The sequence below is a fragment of the Aestuariicoccus sp. MJ-SS9 genome, assembly GCF_032586235.1.
Taxonomy (GTDB): domain Bacteria; phylum Pseudomonadota; class Alphaproteobacteria; order Rhodobacterales; family Rhodobacteraceae; genus Aestuariicoccus.
In genome coordinates this window covers 20,836-37,799 of record NZ_JAWHTD010000036.1, presented here as the reverse complement: position 1 = coordinate 37,799, position 16,964 = coordinate 20,836, and the positions used below count along the sequence as shown (strand labels likewise).

General features: G+C 66.5%; 19 protein-coding genes. 15 read left to right on the top strand and 4 right to left on the bottom strand.

The annotated features are described in order from the left end of the window. Nucleotides 1-267: 267 nt before the first annotated feature. Complete coding sequence (locus RXV88_RS18475) at nt 268-1,911, bottom strand: CTP synthase (RefSeq protein ID WP_316294978.1); 1,644 nt, start codon at nt 1,909-1,911, stop codon at nt 268-270. Nucleotides 1,912-2,085: 174 nt separating this feature from the next. Continuing rightward, entirely contained in the window at nt 2,086-2,463 is a 378-nt protein-coding gene (secG, locus tag RXV88_RS18470) for a preprotein translocase subunit SecG (protein WP_316294977.1), read from the bottom strand. Nucleotides 2,464-2,659: 196 nt separating this feature from the next. On the opposite strand from secG, the gene RXV88_RS18465 reads away from it, so the two are divergent. The 8 genes from RXV88_RS18465 to RXV88_RS18430 all read left to right on the top strand — a co-directional run bounded on the left by RXV88_RS18465 (nt 2,660) and on the right by RXV88_RS18430 (nt 8,083). Next, nucleotides 2,660-3,103 (top strand): hypothetical protein, encoded by a 444-nt coding sequence (locus RXV88_RS18465; RefSeq protein WP_316294976.1) that lies wholly within the window; start codon nt 2,660-2,662, stop codon nt 3,101-3,103. Between the two features lie 43 nt (nt 3,104-3,146). Further along, on the top strand, nt 3,147-3,767 hold the full coding sequence (gene nthA, locus RXV88_RS18460; RefSeq protein WP_316294975.1) for a nitrile hydratase subunit alpha: 621 nt from the start codon (nt 3,147-3,149) through the stop codon (nt 3,765-3,767). Further along, the gene (nthB, locus tag RXV88_RS18455) at nt 3,764-4,441 is read left to right on the top strand and encodes a nitrile hydratase subunit beta (protein WP_316294974.1); all 678 of its coding nucleotides are present in this window, start codon (nt 3,764-3,766) and stop codon (nt 4,439-4,441) included. Before nthA ends, nthB begins: the two co-directional genes overlap by 4 nt. Beyond that, nucleotides 4,434-4,742, top strand: coding sequence for a nitrile hydratase accessory protein (locus RXV88_RS18450; RefSeq protein WP_316294973.1), 309 nt, complete (start codon nt 4,434-4,436; stop codon nt 4,740-4,742). Before nthB ends, RXV88_RS18450 begins: the two co-directional genes overlap by 8 nt. 115 nt (nt 4,743-4,857) lie before the next feature. Further along, entirely contained in the window at nt 4,858-5,145 is a 288-nt protein-coding gene (gene gatC / locus RXV88_RS18445) for an Asp-tRNA(Asn)/Glu-tRNA(Gln) amidotransferase subunit GatC (RefSeq protein WP_316294972.1), read from the top strand. 63 nt (nt 5,146-5,208) lie between these two features. Beyond that, a complete protein-coding gene (gatA, locus tag RXV88_RS18440) occupies nt 5,209-6,693 on the top strand; it encodes an Asp-tRNA(Asn)/Glu-tRNA(Gln) amidotransferase subunit GatA (RefSeq protein WP_316294971.1) in 1,485 nt (494 codons plus the stop codon). Nucleotides 6,694-6,731: 38 nt separating this feature from the next. After that, a complete protein-coding gene (locus RXV88_RS18435; protein WP_316294970.1) occupies nt 6,732-7,427 on the top strand; it encodes a hypothetical protein in 696 nt (231 codons plus the stop codon). Next, nucleotides 7,388-8,083 (top strand): N-acetylmuramoyl-L-alanine amidase, encoded by a 696-nt coding sequence (locus RXV88_RS18430; RefSeq protein ID WP_410468842.1) that lies wholly within the window; start codon nt 7,388-7,390, stop codon nt 8,081-8,083. The genes RXV88_RS18435 and RXV88_RS18430 overlap by 40 nt, the downstream gene beginning before the upstream one ends. A gap of 97 nt (nt 8,084-8,180) precedes the next feature. Here the strand turns inward: RXV88_RS18430 and RXV88_RS18425 are convergent, their stop codons facing one another. Further along, the gene (locus RXV88_RS18425; protein WP_316294969.1) at nt 8,181-9,581 is read right to left on the bottom strand and encodes a short-chain fatty acyl-CoA regulator family protein; all 1,401 of its coding nucleotides are present in this window, start codon (nt 9,579-9,581) and stop codon (nt 8,181-8,183) included. A 52-nt stretch (nt 9,582-9,633) separates the two neighbouring features. After that, the gene (locus RXV88_RS18420) at nt 9,634-10,863 is read right to left on the bottom strand and encodes a multidrug effflux MFS transporter (RefSeq protein ID WP_316294968.1); all 1,230 of its coding nucleotides are present in this window, start codon (nt 10,861-10,863) and stop codon (nt 9,634-9,636) included. A gap of 198 nt (nt 10,864-11,061) precedes the next feature. Between RXV88_RS18420 and RXV88_RS18415 the strand changes: the two genes are divergently transcribed. The 7 genes from RXV88_RS18415 to RXV88_RS18385 all read left to right on the top strand — a co-directional run bounded on the left by RXV88_RS18415 (nt 11,062) and on the right by RXV88_RS18385 (nt 16,902). Further along, entirely contained in the window at nt 11,062-12,594 is a 1,533-nt protein-coding gene (locus RXV88_RS18415) for an acyl-CoA carboxylase subunit beta (protein WP_316294967.1), read from the top strand. Between the two features lie 86 nt (nt 12,595-12,680). Continuing rightward, the gene (locus RXV88_RS18410) at nt 12,681-13,079 is read left to right on the top strand and encodes a cupin domain-containing protein (protein ID WP_316294966.1); all 399 of its coding nucleotides are present in this window, start codon (nt 12,681-12,683) and stop codon (nt 13,077-13,079) included. Further along, nucleotides 13,076-13,459, top strand: a complete 384-nt coding sequence (locus tag RXV88_RS18405; RefSeq protein WP_316294965.1) for a DUF6497 family protein — start codon at nt 13,076-13,078, stop codon at nt 13,457-13,459. Before RXV88_RS18410 ends, RXV88_RS18405 begins: the two co-directional genes overlap by 4 nt. Before the next feature lie 214 nt (nt 13,460-13,673). Next, complete coding sequence (locus RXV88_RS18400) at nt 13,674-13,814, top strand: hypothetical protein (RefSeq protein WP_316294964.1); 141 nt, start codon at nt 13,674-13,676, stop codon at nt 13,812-13,814. Nucleotides 13,815-13,883: 69 nt separating this feature from the next. Beyond that, a complete protein-coding gene (locus RXV88_RS18395; protein ID WP_316294963.1) occupies nt 13,884-14,243 on the top strand; it encodes a hypothetical protein in 360 nt (119 codons plus the stop codon). Between the two features lie 331 nt (nt 14,244-14,574). Continuing rightward, on the top strand, nt 14,575-14,769 hold the full coding sequence (locus tag RXV88_RS18390) for a hypothetical protein (protein WP_316294962.1): 195 nt from the start codon (nt 14,575-14,577) through the stop codon (nt 14,767-14,769). 132 nt (nt 14,770-14,901) lie between these two features. After that, complete coding sequence (locus RXV88_RS18385; protein ID WP_316294961.1) at nt 14,902-16,902, top strand: acetyl/propionyl/methylcrotonyl-CoA carboxylase subunit alpha; 2,001 nt, start codon at nt 14,902-14,904, stop codon at nt 16,900-16,902. Nucleotides 16,903-16,964: the final 62 nt, after the last annotated feature.

Here is a 16,964-nt window from a genome sequence, read left to right as displayed (position 1 = left end):
GCTTGTTCATACAACGCGTCTAACGGCATGGATTCACGAAGTGAATCCTTCGCCGACAGACTTTTGCAACAACGCCCTTTCCATGACGGCATTTCCGGCACTGGCAGCCAGCAATTCGCTTCCGGTGGGCGCGATTTGGGGTGCCGAGTTCGTTTCACACGGTGGGGGATGCCGAAAATCTTCGCCCCCCGGTCAATGCTGCCATATGGAAAAGCGTGTCGGTCGCGTGCACTGCCACTGATTCGCTGCTGAAGCGTTTCAGGTTTTCTAAACCAACCTACTAACCTCTTTCGCCGCCCGCACAAAATCCTTGAAAAGCGGGTGGGGGTCAAAGGGTTTTGACTTCAGTTCAGGGTGGAATTGCACTCCGATGAACCACGGGTGGTCGGGCCATTCGACGATTTCGGGCAGTTTGCCGTCCGGCGACATGCCCGAGAATTTCAGCCCCGCGGCCTCCAGCTTGTCCCGGTACTTGATGTCGACCTCGTAGCGGTGGCGGTGGCGTTCGTCGATGGTCGTGGTGCCGTAGGCCTGCGCCACTTTCGACCCCTCGGCCAGCACCGCGTCATAGGCGCCCAGCCGCATGGTGCCGCCCTTGTCGTCGGCGACCGAGCGGTTGACCTTTTCGTTGCCCTGCACCCATTCCTTGAGGTGATAGACCACCGGTTCGAACCGCTTCTTGCCGGCCTCGTGGTCGAATTCCTCGGACCCCGCGGTGGTCAGCCCGGCGACGTTGCGCGCGGCCTCGATCACCGCCATCTGCATGCCCAGGCAGATGCCCAGATAGGGCACCTTGTGTTCGCGGGCGTATTGCGCGGCCTTGATCTTGCCCTCGGTGCCGCGTTCGCCAAAGCCGCCGGGCACGAGGATGGCGTGGAAGCCTTCGAGATAGGGGGCGGGATCCTCGCGGTCGAAGATCTCGGCATCGACCCACTGGATGTTGACCTTGACGCGGTTGGCCATGCCGCCGTGGGTCAGCGCCTCGGCGATGGATTTATAGGCGTCCTCAAGCTGGGTGTACTTGCCGACGATGGCGACGTTGACCTCGCCCTCGGGGTGGTAGATGCGGTCGGCCACGTCTTCCCACTTGGCCAGGTTCGGCTTGGGCGCGGGCGTGATCTGGAAGGCGTCGAGCACGGCCTGGTCCAGACCTTCGCGGTGATAGGCGAGCGGGGCCTCGTAGATCGACTTGAGGTCTTGCGCGGCGATCACCGCATCCGGGCGCACGTTGCAGAAGAGCGCGAGCTTTTCGCGTTCCTTCTGCGGGATCGGCCCTTCGGAACGGCAGACGAGGATATCGGGCGCAATGCCGATCGAGCGCAGTTCCTTGACCGAGTGCTGGGTCGGTTTGGTCTTGAGCTCGCCGCTGGCCTTGATCCAGGGCAGCAGTGTCAGATGCATGAATATGCACTGGCCGCGGGGCTCGTCCTGGCTGAACTGGCGGATCGCCTCGAAAAAGGGCAGGCCCTCGATGTCGCCGACGGTGCCGCCGATCTCGCAGAGCATGAAATCAACCTCGTCCTCGCCGATCGAGATGAAATCCTTGATCTCGTTGGTGACGTGGGGGATCACCTGGATGGTCTTGCCGAGGTAATCGCCGCGACGCTCTTTTTCGAGCACGTTGGAATAAATGCGTCCCGACGACACGCTGTCGGTCTTGCGGGCGCTCACACCGGTGAAGCGTTCGTAATGGCCCAGGTCCAGGTCGGTTTCTGCACCGTCGTCGGTGACGAAGACCTCGCCATGCTCGAACGGCGACATCGTGCCGGGGTCGACGTTGAGATAGGGGTCGAGCTTGCGCAGCCGCACGCTGAACCCGCGGGCCTGCAAGAGCGCGCCCAGCGCGGCCGAGGCCAGCCCTTTGCCAAGCGAGGAAACCACACCGCCGGTGATGAAGATGAATCGCGCCATGTGGAGCAGCCCCGTGATTTGACTGTGGTTTTTGTCGAGTTTCAGATCACCCGCGCAGGCGAAACTGCGCAGCATCACGGGACTTGAGATATAAAGGATTCGCAACCGCCTGTCCAGCCGACCGCAAGATGCTGTTGCGGAGGGCGGCGGTACGTCAATCCGTTGTGGATCGTATCAGTCGGCGCGCGGCACCAGCGGCGCGTCGGGGTCGGTCGTGGCCGGAGGCGGCAGCAGGCCGTCCAGGTCCAGATCGCCGCCCGGTGCGCCATCGCCCGATGTGCCGGATGCGCTGCCTGCGCCGAGCCGGTCCATGATCGAGGTGCCCGACGCGTTCTGCGCGGCAAAGATCGTCATTGTGATGGAGGTGCAGATGAAGGCGATCGCCAGCAGCCAGGTCACCTTGCCAAGCGCCGTCGCGGACGAGCGCTGGCTCATGGCGCCGCCGCCCCCGCCGCCCATGCCAAGCCCGCCGCCTTCGGAGCGTTGCAGCAGCACGACGCCGATCAGCGCAAGCGCCAGAAGCAGGTGGATGATGAGGATGACGTTTTCCATGAGCGGATCGGCTTTCGCTAGGGTCTGCGGTTTGGCGCTATCTATGCAAAACTCCGGCGTCCCGCAACCCGCCAGACAGGGCTTGGCGGGTGTTTCCGCCGCATCCGTCGCAAGCGGGCCGTTGATCTGCCTCAAACATGCTCCGCCCGGCGCGATGTAGCCTTGCCGCGCACGCGGCAAAAGAGGGGCAAACGACATGCAGGCCCGAACCCTTCGCCTTGTCATCGCCGCGCTGGTCTTGCTGGCGCTGATCCTTATCGCCGCGCGCCCTGCGGCCAGCGACGAGGCGATGGCGCAACGGGTGTCAGGGGCGCTGGAAACGGTGCTGGGGTTCGGCAGCGCCGCCCATGCCTCTCCGCACCAAGAGGACTGCCGCGCGGCGGTGGCGGTGCTGGGCGCGGCTGCGCCGGGGGATTGGGTCGTGAACTACAACCTTCAGCGCCGCCTGAGCTACATCGCCAGCACGCTCGGGCCGATCTGCGGCCGCAACCGGATGCTGATCGAGAAATTCGGCACCTGCTACATGGTGATGTCGGCGCTTGCCGGGCGCACCGGCGACGGCCGCCGCCTGGCCGAGGCGCTGGACGCGGCCCTTGGCACCGGCTGGCAGCGGCAGCTCGAGATCCTGCGCGACGGCTGAGGCGGGCTTGCCGCCGCCCGCATCCTCGGCCAATATCGACGCCATGCCACATGACCATCACGACCACGATCATCCCCATGCGCTCCTGCCGCCGGACCCGGCGCTGCGGGTCAAGGCGCTGGAAACGTTGCTCACCGCCAAGGGTCTGATCGACCCGGCGGCGCTGGACGAGATCATCGACACCTACGCCCACAAGATCGGCCCGCAGAACGGGGCGCGGGTGGTGGCGATGGCCTGGGCGGATGACAATTTCCGCCGGCGGCTTCTGGCCGATGCGACCGGGGTCTGTGCCGAGCTGGGCTTTTACGGACGGCAGGGCGAGCATGTCGTGGCAGTCGAGAACACCGACGAGGTGCACAACATCGTCGTCTGCACGCTTTGTTCGTGTTACCCGTGGCCGCTCTTGGGGATGCCGCCGGGCTGGTACAAATCCGACGCCTACCGCGCCCGCGCGGTGCGCGAGCCGCGCGCGGTCCTGGCCGACTTTGGGATGGAACTGACCGAGGGGCAGGCGGTGCGCGTCTGGGATTCCACCGCCGAAATCCGCTATCTCGTCCTTCCGCAGCGGCCCGAGGGCACCGAAGGCTGGGATGTCGATCGTCTGATGACCTGCGTCACACGCGATTCGATGATCGGCACGGGCCTCGCACGGGTGCCAGCGTGACGCGGGTGCATGACATGGGCGGGCGCTTTGGCGACGGGCCGGTCCGGCCCGAACCCGAGGACGCGCCGGTATTTGCGACCGAATGGCACGGGCGCGCGCTGGCGGTGACGCTGGCGTCGGGCGCGCTGGGGCAGTGGACGCTGGATGCCTCGCGCTTTGCCCGCGAAAGCCTCAGCCCCGCGGATTACGCGCGCTTTTCCTATTACGAGAAATGGATGGCCGGGCTGGCCGATCTGCTGGTCGCCAAGGGCGTGGTGACGCGCGACGAACTGGCGGGGGCCGCCCCCGCGCCCAGCGAGCTGTCCGCTCGGCGTTTGCCCGCCGAAAAGGTCGCCGCGGTCCTGGCCTCCGGCGGGCCGACCACCCGCGAGGGCAACGCGCCGCGTTTCGTTCCGGGCGATCCGGTGCGCACAATCCGCCCGTCACGGAACACGCGGGTCGACGGTGGCCACACAAGGCTGCCTGCCTATGCCGCCGGGGCAAAGGGCAGTGTACTGCGCTGCCATGGCAGCCACGTTCTGCCCGACACCAACGCCCACGGGCTGGGCGAGGCGCCCGAGCCGCTTTACGCCGTGGCCTTCGACGCGGCGGAACTCTGGGGGCAGGCCGAGGGCGCGGGCGACGAGGTGATCCTCGATCTCTGGGAAAGTTATCTGGAGCCCGGCCATGGATGAGCCGGTCTTCGAGGCCCCCTGGCACGCCCAGGCCTTTGCCGTCGCCGTGCATCTCAACGCGCGCGGCGCCTTCACCTGGCCCGAGTGGGCCGCAGTATTCGGCGCGGTCCTGGCCGAGCACGGAGTGGAAAAAGAGCTCAACGGCGGCGACGATTATTTCCTCGCCTGGGTCGCGGCGCTCGAACGGATCTGCGCCGACAAGGGGCTGGCCGAACACGCGCGGCTGGCAGAGCTGAAGGCCGCCTGGGAAGAGGCCTATTTGTCCACGCCTCACGGATCGCCGGTGCATCTGGCCCAGTAACGTCCCGCCATTCGCCCGTATTGCCCTGCGCCCAGGCTCATTTCCCGTCTCGGCGCTTGCGGGCGCTCGCGGGGGGCGGTAGATGCGGTGCCGAGTTTCAAGACGAGGTGCGCCCATGTCGATCGACACAGAAACAGCGGCCCGCGTGGCCAAACTGGCCCGCATCAAGGTCGAGGACGATGCGCTTCCCGCGCTGGCCCAGGAATTCAACGCCATCCTCGGCTTCATCGAGCAGCTCGAAGAGGTCGATGTCGACGGCGTTGAGCCGATGGTGTCGGTGACGCCCATGCGGCTCAAGCGGCGCGCCGATGTGGTGACCGACGGCAACCAGCAGGGGGCCGTCCTGTCCAACGCGCCCGACGCCCGCGAAGGCTTCTTCGCGGTGCCGAAGGTGGTTGAATAACCCGTCCCGACGAACACGCGCGGACAGGACCGGTCCGCAGGTCCGACACGAGAAAGAACCGACATGACCGATCTCACCAAGATGAAAGTGGCCGAGGCGCGTGACGCGCTGCGCCGGGGCGAAGTGACCAGCGCCGAACTGACCGAGGCCTGCCTGAGCGCCATCGACGGCGCCGGGGCGCTTGGCGCCTTCGTGCACCACACGCCCGAGATTGCGATGGACCAGGCCAAGGCCGCCGATGCCCGGATCAAGGCAGGCGACGCGCCGTCGATGTGCGGCATTCCGATGGGGATCAAGGATCTCTTCTGCACCAAGGGCGTGCCGTCGCAGGCCGCCTCGGCGATCCTGAACGGCTTCAAGCCTGAATACGAATCCACCGTGACCAGCCAGCTTTTCGACGCGGGCGCGGTGATGTTGGGCAAGCTCAACATGGACGAATTCGCCATGGGGTCGAGCAACGAAACCTCGACCTACGGCAATGCGGTCAACCCCTGGCGGCGCGGCAATGACGACACCGCGCTGACGCCGGGCGGCTCGTCGGGCGGGTCGGCCAGCGCCGTGGCCGCGGACCTTTGCCTCGCGGCGACCGGCACCGACACCGGCGGCTCGATCCGCCAGCCCGCCGCCTTCACCGGCATCACCGGGATCAAGCCCACCTACGGGCGCTGCTCGCGCTGGGGCATCGTGGCCTTCGCCTCTTCGCTGGATCAGGCCGGGCCTATGACCAAGGACGTGCGCGACGCCGCCATCGTGCTGCAGGCCATGTGCGGCCACGACCCCAAGGACAGCACCAGCGCCGACCTGCCGGTCCCCGATTTCGAGGCCGCGCTGACCGGTGACATTCGCGGCAAGACCATCGGCATCCCCCGCGAATACCGGATGGAGGGCATGCCCGACGAGATCGAAAAGCTCTGGTCCGACGGCACCGCCATGCTCAAGGATGCAGGCGCCAAGATCGTCGATATCAGCCTGCCGCATACGAAATACGCGCTGCCCGCCTATTACGTCATCGCGCCCGCCGAGGCCTCGTCGAACCTGGCGCGCTATGACGGCGTGCGCTACGGCCATCGCGCCAAGCTGGCCAAGGGCGACGGCATCACCGAGATGTACGAAAAGACCCGTGCCGAGGGCTTCGGCCCCGAGGTGCAGCGCCGCGTGATGGTCGGCACCTACGTTCTGTCGGCGGGCTTCTACGACGCCTATTACAACCGCGCGCGCAAGGTCCGCACGCTGATCAAGCGCGATTTCGAACAGGTCTTCGCCGATGGCGTGGATGCGATCCTGACCCCCGCCACGCCCTCTGCGGCGTTCGAGCTGGGCATGCAGGTCGACGACCCGGTTCAGATGTATCTCAACGACGTCTTCACCGTGACGGTGAACCTCGCCGGTCTGCCCGGGATCGCGGTGCCTACGGGCATGGACCGCCAGGGCCTGCCGTTGGGCCTGCAGCTGATCGGCCGCCCGTGGGAGGAAAGCGATCTGCTGAATACCGCCTACGCGCTCGAGCAATCCGCCGGTTTTGTGGCCAAACCGTCGAAATGGTGGTAAGCGGCGGTAAAACGGACGTGGCAGGCGGGAATTTGAAAATGCGGGTAATGATTTGCGGTGTCGCGGCGCTGGCTCTGGCAGCGTGCCAGCCCGCCGTCCCGGACAGCGCCGCGCAAGTGGGCTTTGACAATGTCGACCGGCGCGCCGCCCGCGACGCCGAGCTTGAGGGCCGCAGCGACGTGACCACCGTGCGCCCCCCGGCCGAGGTGCAGGCCTCCGCGCTCGACGAGGCCGGCACCGCCGAGGCGCTGGCCGCCGAACGCGCCGCGGCTGCGAATTCCGGCGTCGCCCCGCTTCAGGCCTCACCGCAGAATCCCGCGCCGCAGGCGGTGACCAACGCCGCGGGCATCTCGCGCGAGAACAGCTTTGACGCCGTGTCGAACGAGCGCAGCATCGAGGGCGACGCGGCGATGATCGCGCAGAACCGCGCGCAATACACGCTGATCGCGCCCACCGACCTGCCCACGCGGCCGGGCAGCGACCGGCCCAACATCGTCGAATACGCGCTGCGCACGTCGAACCCGGTGGGCGCGCCGCTCTACCGGCGGTCGTCGTTCACCACCGAGAACAAGTATTTGCGCGCCTGCGCCAGCTACCCCAGTTCCGATCTCGCGCAGGAGGATTTCCTCGCGCGGGGCGGCCCGCAGCGGGACCGGCTGGGCGTCGACCCGGATGGCGATGGCTTCGCCTGCGACTGGGACCCCGCGCCGTTCCGCGCGGTGCGCGGCGGCTGACGCCGATCTGGCATCCGTCGCCCAATTGCGGGCCGCGCCGGGGAGGGGCGCGGCCCGCTTTGATCCTGATACACTACACCGCCATGGCCAGCGCCACAGCCGCGCGCGACTGGCTCTGCACGGCGCAGGCCCAGGTCTCGGCGCATTACGTCATCGCGCGCAGCGGCACGGTCTGGCAGCTGGTCGACGAGGCTGATCGCGCCTGGCACGCAGGCGCAGGCCGCTGGGGCGGCTGCGACGACGTGAACAGCGCCTCCATCGGGATCGAGCTGGCCAACACCGGCTTCGAACCTTTCGCCGAACCGCAGATGCAGGCGCTCGAGGCGCTGCTGCCGGGCATCATGGTGCGCTGGTCGATCCCGCCCAAGGGTGTCATCGCCCATTCCGACACCGCTTTGGGCCGCAAGATCGATCCCGGCCCGCGCTTCGACTGGCCGCGCCTCGCCGCGCAAGGCCTCGCCGTCTGGCCCGCGCCCGCAGACCCCGGCGAATTCCATGCCGATGCCCGGCGCTTCGGCTACGGGATTGAGGCCGGCAACGACGACGCCCTGCTCGCAGCCTTCCGCCTGCGCTTCCGCCCCCAGGCCACTGGCCCGCTCGACGACACCGACCGCGCCCTGATGGCCGATCTCGCCCACCGCTTCCCGGCGGACTGACCCTCCCTTTCATCTGGTCATAAGTATCCCGGGGAGCGCGAGGGGCAGCGCCCCTCGCTTCGGTCGGATCGCTTCAGCGATCCGAACCCAAAAACCCTCACTCCACCGTGTAAGGCAATACGCCGCGCCGGTCCTCGGGCACGCTCAGCCGCCGCTCCAAAGGCGGGACCGAGCGTTGATGACAGCCCTTGCGCTCGCAGATCCGGCACGAAATCCCTATCGGCTCGAACGCGCCGTCTCGGCCCAGATCCAGCCCGTCGGCATAAACCAGCGCGCCCGCATGGCGCAGCTCGCATCCCAGCGCGATGGCATAGCGGCGCACCGGCGCGCCGAAATGGCCGCCGGGCTTGGACACGTCCCGCGCGATCGAGATGTAACGCACCCCGTCCGGCGTCTCGGCCAGCTGCCGCAGAAACCGCCCCGGTGTCTCGAAGGCGCGGTGCACGTTCCACAGCGGACAGGCCCCGCCGAACCGCGCGAATTGCAGCCGTGTCGCGGAATGCCGCTTGGTGATCGTGCCCGCCTGATCGACCCGCACGAAGAAGAACGGAATGCCCTTGGCCCCGGGCCGCTGCAGGGTCGACAGCCGGTGCGCCACCTGCTCGACCGAGGCGCCGAAGCGCAGCGACAAGAGCTCCAGATCGTGCCGCGTGTCCTGCGCCGCGGCCAGAAAGGCGCGGTAGGGCATCATCGCCGCCCCGGCAAAGTAATTCGCCAGCCCGATCTTGGCGATGGCGCGCGCGGCGTCGGACTGGAACCGCGCCAGATCGAGCGTTGCCTCCAGCAGCGCGTTCTGCCGCAAGAGCGCCACCTGCAAGAGCAGCTGGAAGGTCTGCGTCTCGGGCGGGGCCAGCGCCGACAGCGTCAGCGTCTGGCTCTCGGGATCGTAGCTGCGCAGCGGGCCGCTCTGCGACAGCCGAACGGCGATCCCGCGCTTGCCCAGCCGCGCGATGGCGGCCTGGCGGATGTCGCCCTCGTCCTGCGCCAGTTGCGCGAAATGCTCGCCCGCACGGTCCACCGCGTCGATGTAATTGTCGCAATAATGGAAGAAGTCGCGCACCTCTTCCCACGGGCTGGCCTGCAATTGCGTCCCCTCGCGCCCCAATGCCTCGTCGAGCGAGGCCAGCCGTTCATGCGTCTGCCGGTAGGCCCGGTGCAGCGCCAGAAAGGCCCGCGCCAGCGCCGGCGCGTTAGACGCGGTCAGCCGCAGATCGGCCAGCGGCGGCGCGCCTTCGGCAAAAACCGGATCGGCCAGCGCCTCGGCCATGTCGGTGACCAGACGTTCGGAATCGCCCTGGCCCAGCTCGGTCACGTCAAAGCCGAACTCCTGCGCCAGCGCCAGCACCACGGTGGTGCTGAGCGGCCGGTTGTTGTTTTCCATCTGGTTGAGATAGGGCAGCGACACCCCCAGCTTGGCGGCGAAATCGCGCTGGGTCAGGCCCAGCCGCGTGCGGATCTCGCGCAGCTTCGCGCCGGCATAGAGTTTCTGGGTTGCCATGTTGTGCCTCGGATTTGCATCTTAGCGGGTGTCTTCCCGCCAGTTTGCAAATTCAGGTGACCCTGTCCAGCCGCTCCAGCTGTGCCGCGCGCCACATCACGAAGGCAATGCAGGCGATGGCGCAGAGCCCGGTCACCATCATGATCCACAAAAGCGGCATCGCGCCCGACCCGGGCGTCAGCACCGCGCCCGCCAGCGCCGAGAGCGCCGCGCCGCCGCCGATCATGATCGCCCCGCCCAGCCCGCTGGCGGTGCCCGCCAGATGCGGGCGCACCGACAGCATTCCGGCGGTGGCGTTCGGGATGGTCATCCCGTTGCCCAGACCCACAAAGCACATGAACCCGAAGAAGGTCAGCACCGACCCGTGCCCCGACCAGAACACCAGCATCGACGCGCCGATGCCCGCCGCGTTGATGATCGAGCCCCAGAACACCATCGTGTTCACCCCGATCCGCGCCGAAAAACGCCCCGAGGCCCAGTTGCCCAGGAAATACCCGATGGCGGGCGCCCCGAAATAGAACCCCAGTTCCGACGCATCGAGGCCGAAGACCACCGATCCCACGTAAGGCGCGCCGCCCAGATAGGCAAAGAACGCCCCCGAGGCAAAGCCCGATGCCAGCGCATAGCCCCAGAACCGCGGCGCCTTCAGCAGTTCGGGATATTCGCGGAACTGCTGGCCCAGCGTCAGCCCCGAGGGCCGCGCCGTCTCGCCCAGATCCGACCACGCCAGCCAGAGCGCCCCGCCCCCCAGCGCGAAAAGCAGCCAGAAATTCGCGTGCCAGCCGAAGTGTTCGTCCAGCACGCCGCCGATGGCCGGGCCGATCATCGGCACCACGGCCATGCCCATGGTGACATAGCCGATCATCGACGCGGCCTGTTCCTGCGGCACCATATCGCGCACCACCGCCCGGCTCAGCACCATCGACGTGACGATGACAGCCTGCGCCATGCGGAACGCCAGGAACGTATAGGCGTCGGCGGCAAAGAGGCAGCCCAGCGTCGCCAGCATGAACAGCCCCAGCCCCCCAAGGATCACCGGCCGCCGGCCAAGCTTGTCGCTGATCGGGCCGATCAGCACCTGAAGCACCGCGTTCACGCCCAGGTACACCGCCACCGACAGCTGCATCAGCCGGTATTCGGTGTCGAAATAGGCGGTCATATTGGGCAGGCTTGGCAGAAAAATATTCATGGCAAGCGCCGACAGCCCGGCCAGCAGGATCAACGTCACGATATGAGGCGGGGTCGAACGGTCCAGAAAACGGACCACCGGTGCGTTTTGCATGTGGCCATGCGTAGTCCTCGCCGCATCGCTTGTCCACTCACGCCAGAGGTATTTGCGGATTTGCAGTTTCCGCGCGGGCGTTTATGCATTGTTTGCAAATTTGCGGAAATTTCCTTGAGGGCCCGCGCCCCAACCCCTAGTCTCGCGCAAAAGCGCCGCGGAGCGATCCCGGCGCGTACAGCGTGCGAGGAGGGGCCCGTGAAAGACATCCTGCAAGAACTCGAAAACCGCCGCGAAAACGCCCGGCTGGGCGGCGGGCAGAAACGCATCGACGCACAGCACGCCAAAGGCAAGCTCACCGCGCGCGAACGAATCGAACTGCTGCTCGACGAGGACAGCTTCGAGGAATACGACATGTTCGTCGCCCACCGCTGCACCGATTTCGGCATGGAGCAGAACCGCCCCTACGGCGATGGCGTGATCACCGGCTGGGGCACGATCAACGGCCGTATGGTCTATGTCTTCAGCCAGGATTTCACCGTGCTGGGCGGGTCGGTCAGCGCCACCCACGCGCAGAAGATCTGCAAGATCATGGATATGGCGGTGCAGAACGGCGCGCCTGTGATCGGGCTCAACGACTCGGGCGGCGCGCGCATTCAGGAGGGCGTCGACGCCCTGGCCGGCTATGCCGAGATTTTCCAGCGCAACATCATGGCCTCCGGCGTGGTGCCGCAGATCAGCGTGATCATGGGCCCCTGCGCCGGCGGCGCGGTCTACAGCCCGGCGATGACCGACTTCATCTTCATGGTCAAGGACAGCTCTTACATGTTCGTGACCGGCCCCGACGTGGTCAAGACCGTCACCAACGAACATGTCACCGCCGAGGAACTGGGCGGCGCCTCCACCCACACGCGCAAATCCTCGGTCGCCGACGGCGCCTTCGAAAACGATGTCGAGGCGCTGGCCGAAGTGCGCCGCCTGGTCGATTTCCTGCCGCTCAACAACCGCCAGAAGCCGCCCGTGCGGCCGTTCTTCGACGATGTCGCCCGGGTCGAATCCAGCCTCGACACGCTGATCCCGGAAAACGCCAACACGCCCTATGACATGAAGGAGCTCTTGCTCAAGGTCGCGGACGAGGGCGATTTCTACGAGATCCAAGAGGATTTCGCCAAGAACATCATCACCGGTTTCATCCGCCTCGAAGGCCAGTCGGTCGGCGTGGTCGCCAACCAGCCGATGGTGCTGGCGGGCTGCCTCGATATCGACAGCAGCCGCAAGGCCGCGCGCTTCGTGCGCTTCTGCGATGCCTTCGAAATCCCGATCCTGACCTTCGTCGACGTGCCCGGCTTCCTGCCCGGCACCAGCCAGGAATACGGCGGCGTCATCAAGCACGGCGCCAAGCTGCTCTTCGCCTATGGCGAGGCGACGGTGCCCAAGGTCACCGTGATCACCCGCAAGGCCTATGGCGGCGCCTACGACGTGATGGCCTCCAAGCATCTGCGCGGCGACATGAACTACGCCTGGCCCACCGCCGAGATCGCCGTCATGGGCGCCAAGGGCGCGACCGAGATCATCCACCGCGCCGATCTGGGCGATCCCGCCAAGATCGCCGCCCATGCCGCCGAATACGAGGACCGCTTCGCCAACCCCTTCGTCGCGGCCGAACGCGGCTTCATCGACGAGGTGATCCAGCCCCGCTCGACTCGCAAACGCGTCGCCCGCGCCTTCGCCGCCCTGCGCGGCAAGCAGCTCAAGAACCCCTGGAAGAAGCACGACAACATCCCGCTCTGACCCTCCCCGCTTCTTCTTGGCGAAAATACTCCCGCCGGAGGCTCCGACACCAGCCTCCGGGAACGCGGCGAGAAAGGACATGCGCCATGCCCCGTCTGTGGAAAAACCAGGCCTTCACCATTTCGCACGCCGATTCCGGCCATTTCGAAGGGCAGGGGCTGCGGTCATTTTTTGAATACCGCCAGCTCGGCATCGCCGAGGCTACGGGCGGCGCTTACGGCGCGCATGTGATCCGCGCGGTGCCGGGGATGGAAAGCCCCGCGGCCTGGCACACCCACGATCTCGATTTCCAGATGGTCTATGTCACCCGCGGCTGGGTCGTGTTCGAATACGAAGACCAGGGCGAGCAGATCCTGCGCGAAGGCTCCTGCGTGCTGCAACCGCCGGGCATCAAGCATCGCGAGGTGCGCCATTCCGACGACCTTGAGCTGATCGAGATCACCAGCCCCGCGCAATTCGCCACCCACGAGGCCGAGGCGCCATGAGACCGGCCCTTCTCCTCGCCGCGCTCACCGTCGGCCCGGCCTTTGCCGACGGGGCGCTCGCGGTGCCCTCGGGCATGCCGGTGACCTTCCACGAGATGCTCTGGGACCAGCCCGGCCAGGGGCTGACCTACCGCTTCCGCTTCGTCGCCCCCGAGATCGGGCCCGGCGGGCGCGCCTTCGAGGAGGTCGCGCTCGACATGGAGCATCTCTGCCAGACCTACGCTTTGCCCAAGCTGGCGGCGATTGGGCCGAAACCCGCTCAAATCGTCATATCGCTTGCGCAGAAATCCGTCGAATTCGGTCAGCCTGCCCCCGATGTGCCGCAGTTCTTCGAAGCCTACCGGGTCGAGGACGACACCTGCATATGGGAGGTTTTCTGATGTCTCTACAATATGTTGCGGGCTTCTTCCAGGGCCGCCCGGGGTTTGCGGCTTTCGCATCACAGAAAACGGGCAGCGCGCGCGGAACATATCAATCGCGCCCGCATTGGGATAGGGTGAACGGCGGTCGTCTCAACGCGGCCGCAACCCTGACGCGACGCCGGACGCGCCCCTGCGGCCTCACCGGCGCCGTCGAAACTGACAGGAGTGACAGATGTCCAAGAGCATCAAGTTGCTTGCCATCTTCGGCCTCGTCGCCGGCCTCTCGGCCTGCGGTCAGCAGGAAGAAGAATTTGTCGTCGTCGACCCTGAGCCCATCAGCGTCGAGCCGGTTTATACGGGCAAGTACAAGTAAAAGACATGCGGGACGGGCCGCCGTGCGGTCCGTCCCGATCTGCCCGCGGTCCTGCGTGGGGGCCGTCCCATGCTGAAGCACCGCGGCTTTCCCGGGCGTCTGCCGGGCACCGATTTTCAGTTCACCATCCGCCGGGCCAATCCCAAGGGCGCGACCCCGCTGGTGGCGCGCGAGCGGTTCCGCGACCGGCGCCCGCCGGACAAGCGCGCCGACACCGCCTTCATGGCCGCGCTCTGGGCGCAGTTCGGCACCGAGCCGTTCGAGCGCGGCAACCTCGACGCCGGGCGTCTGAGCTGGCTCTTCGGGCGCGAGGTGCTGCCCTATGACGACCCGTTCGATCCCGAAAGCTACGACGCGCTTCTGATCATCGACGAACCGCGCGCCCGCGCGGCCTTTCCGGAAGCGTTCGACGAGGGGGCATGGGCATGATCTTGCCACCGGAGCGGGAATCTGCGCGGGAAAAAGCCGATTGGCGCGCGCGCTGCGCGCAAGGCTTGGCGGCGCCCGCAGCCCGTGCCAGCGTGGCCTCGTACCAGTGTGTGCGGTGCTTTTGCCTGGCACCATTCATTCACCGTTACCCTTCCCCTGGCGGACGGGCCGATCAATCCCCTGGTCGCCCGTCCGATTTTTCCGTTCCGGGTAAAATCGTTTATTGGCAAGGGTTTGCCGATTTTCGTCCCGATCCGCGAAAGGGCTGGCCCCCGGTCCGTCCCAGCGTGCAAAGAGGCGCGCAGAGCAGACCGGACAAAGGGGGCGAAACATGCTTCGGATCATATGTGCTGCCACGCTGCTGGTACTGGCGGGATGCGGCGACACTCTGGGTGAACGGGCGCTTCTGGGCGCAGGCGCCGGGGCCACGGGTGCCGCGGTTCTCAGGGGCGACCCGCTCACCGGCGCGGCCGTCGGAGCGGCGGCCAACATCGCCTATTGCCACCGCTACCCGGCCCGCTGCTAGGCGCGGCGCCGTAGGGTGCGCGTTCACGCGCACCGCCACAAGACACCACTCACGCAGTCAGACGGTCATCGGGGCGCAGCGCCCCGGTGGCCGTTTCGTGTGCGCGGGCAAAGACCACAGAAAGGGACAGACATGTTCAAGAAGATCCTGATCGCCAATCGCGGCGAAATCGCCTGCCGCGTGATCAAGACAGCGCGCAAGATGGGCATCCAGACCGTTGCGATCTATTCGGATGCCGACAAGCACGCGCTGCATGTCGAAATGGCGGACGAGGCGGTGCATATCGGCCCGCCCCCCGCCAACCAATCCTATATCGTCATCGACAAGGTGATGCAGGCGATTCGCGACACCGGCGCCGAGGCGGTGCATCCAGGCTACGGCTTTCTCAGCGAAAACCCCAAATTCGCCGACGCGCTCGAGACAGCGGGCGTGGCTTTCATCGGCCCGCCCAAGGGTGCAATCGAGGCGATGGGCGACAAGATCACCTCGAAGAAGATCGCGCAGGAGGCCGACGTCAGCACCGTGCCCGGCTACATGGGCCTGATCGAGGACGCCGAAGAGGCGGTCAAGATCAGCGGCGAGATCGGCTATCCGGTGATGATCAAGGCCAGCGCCGGCGGCGGCGGCAAGGGCATGCGCATCGCCTGGAACGGCGACGAGGCGCGCGAAGGCTTCCAGAGCTCCAAGAACGAGGCCGCCAATTCCTTCGGCGACGACCGCATCTTCATCGAGAAGTTCGTGACGCAGCCGCGCCACATCGAGATCCAGGTGCTGGCCGACAGCCACGGCAATTGCATTTATCTGGGCGAGCGCGAATGCAGCATCCAGCGCCGCAACCAGAAGGTCATCGAAGAGGCGCCCTCGCCCTTCCTCGACGAGGCCACCCGCAAGGCGATGGGCGAACAGGCCTGCGCGCTGGCGCAGGCGGTGGGCTATGCCAGCGCGGGCACGGTGGAATTCATCGTCGACGGCGACCGGAATTTCTACTTTCTCGAGATGAACACTCGCCTGCAGGTGGAACATCCCGTCACCGAACTGATCACCGGGGTCGACCTGGTGGAGCAGATGATCCGCGTCGCCAATGGCGAGGCGCTCTCGATCACCCAGGCGGATGTCAAGCTCAAGGGCTGGGCGATGGAAAGCCGGCTTTACGCCGAGGATCCCTATCGCGGGTTCCTGCCCTCGATCGGTCGTCTGACCCGTTACCGTCCGCCGGCAGAGCTGGCGCTGGACGGGGCGGTGGTGCGCAACGACACCGGCGTCTACGAGGGCGGCGAGATCAGCATGTATTACGACCCGATGATCGCCAAGCTTTGCACCTGGGGTCATAACCGCGACGAGGCCATCGAGGGCATGCGCGTGGCGCTGGACAGTTTCGAGGTCGAGGGCATCGGTCACAACCTGCCGTTCCTGAGCGCGGTGATGGATCATCCGAAATTCGTCAGCGGCGACATGACCACCGCCTTCATCGCCGAGGAATATCCCGACGGCTTTGCGGGCGTGACGCTGGGGGATTGGGAGCTTCAGCGCATCGCGGCGGCCACGGCGGCGATGAACCGGGTGGCCGAGATAAGGCGCGCGCGGGTGTCGGGGCGGCTCGACAACCACGAACGGCATGTGGGCGAGGCCTGGAACGTGACGCTGCAAGGCAAGAGCTTTGACGTCACCATTGCCGCCGATCACGATGGCGCCACGGTTGCCTTCGACGGCGGCGAGAGCCTGCGGGTGACCGGTGATTGGACGCCGGGCGATACGCTGGCGCATATGCAGGTGGATGGCGCGCCGCTGGTGCTCAAGGTCGGCAAGGTTCCGGGCGGGTTCCGCATCCGCTCGCGCGGGGCCGATCTGAAGGTGCATGTGCGCACCCCGCGCCAGGCCGAGCTGGCGCGGCTGATGCCGGAAAAGCAGGCCCCCGACACCTCGAAAATGCTGCTCTGCCCGATGCCCGGGCTGATCGTGAAGATCGACGTCGAAGAGGGCCAGGAGGTTCAGGAGGGCCAGGCGCTCTGCACCGTCGAGGCGATGAAGATGGAGAACATCCTGCGCGCCGAGCGCAAGGGCGTGGTCGCCAAGATCAACGCCGGTCCGGGCGACAGCCTGGCGGTGGACGAAGTGATCATGGAGTTCGAGTAACCCGCCATGTCGCCCGTTTCGCCCGATCCGCAACGAACGGTGCGCCTGAAGGCGCACCCTAC

Coding starts and splice junctions, on each gene's coding strand:
- RXV88_RS18475 (WP_316294978.1), bottom strand. CDS start 1,911: ATGGCGCGATTCATCTTCATCACCGGCGGTGTGGTTTCCTCGCTTGGC.
- secG (WP_316294977.1), bottom strand. CDS start 2,463: ATGGAAAACGTCATCCTCATCATCCACCTGCTTCTGGCGCTTGCGCTG.
- RXV88_RS18465 (WP_316294976.1), top strand. CDS start 2,660: ATGCAGGCCCGAACCCTTCGCCTTGTCATCGCCGCGCTGGTCTTGCTG.
- nthA (WP_316294975.1), top strand. CDS start 3,147: ATGCCACATGACCATCACGACCACGATCATCCCCATGCGCTCCTGCCG.
- RXV88_RS18450 (WP_316294973.1), top strand. CDS start 4,434: ATGGATGAGCCGGTCTTCGAGGCCCCCTGGCACGCCCAGGCCTTTGCC.
- gatC (WP_316294972.1), top strand. CDS start 4,858: ATGTCGATCGACACAGAAACAGCGGCCCGCGTGGCCAAACTGGCCCGC.
- gatA (WP_316294971.1), top strand. CDS start 5,209: ATGACCGATCTCACCAAGATGAAAGTGGCCGAGGCGCGTGACGCGCTG.
- RXV88_RS18435 (WP_316294970.1), top strand. CDS start 6,732: ATGCGGGTAATGATTTGCGGTGTCGCGGCGCTGGCTCTGGCAGCGTGC.
- RXV88_RS18425 (WP_316294969.1), bottom strand. CDS start 9,581: ATGGCAACCCAGAAACTCTATGCCGGCGCGAAGCTGCGCGAGATCCGC.
- RXV88_RS18420 (WP_316294968.1), bottom strand. CDS start 10,863: ATGCAAAACGCACCGGTGGTCCGTTTTCTGGACCGTTCGACCCCGCCT.
- RXV88_RS18410 (WP_316294966.1), top strand. CDS start 12,681: ATGCCCCGTCTGTGGAAAAACCAGGCCTTCACCATTTCGCACGCCGAT.
- RXV88_RS18405 (WP_316294965.1), top strand. CDS start 13,076: ATGAGACCGGCCCTTCTCCTCGCCGCGCTCACCGTCGGCCCGGCCTTT.
- RXV88_RS18400 (WP_316294964.1), top strand. CDS start 13,674: ATGTCCAAGAGCATCAAGTTGCTTGCCATCTTCGGCCTCGTCGCCGGC.
- RXV88_RS18395 (WP_316294963.1), top strand. CDS start 13,884: ATGCTGAAGCACCGCGGCTTTCCCGGGCGTCTGCCGGGCACCGATTTT.
- RXV88_RS18390 (WP_316294962.1), top strand. CDS start 14,575: ATGCTTCGGATCATATGTGCTGCCACGCTGCTGGTACTGGCGGGATGC.
- RXV88_RS18385 (WP_316294961.1), top strand. CDS start 14,902: ATGTTCAAGAAGATCCTGATCGCCAATCGCGGCGAAATCGCCTGCCGC.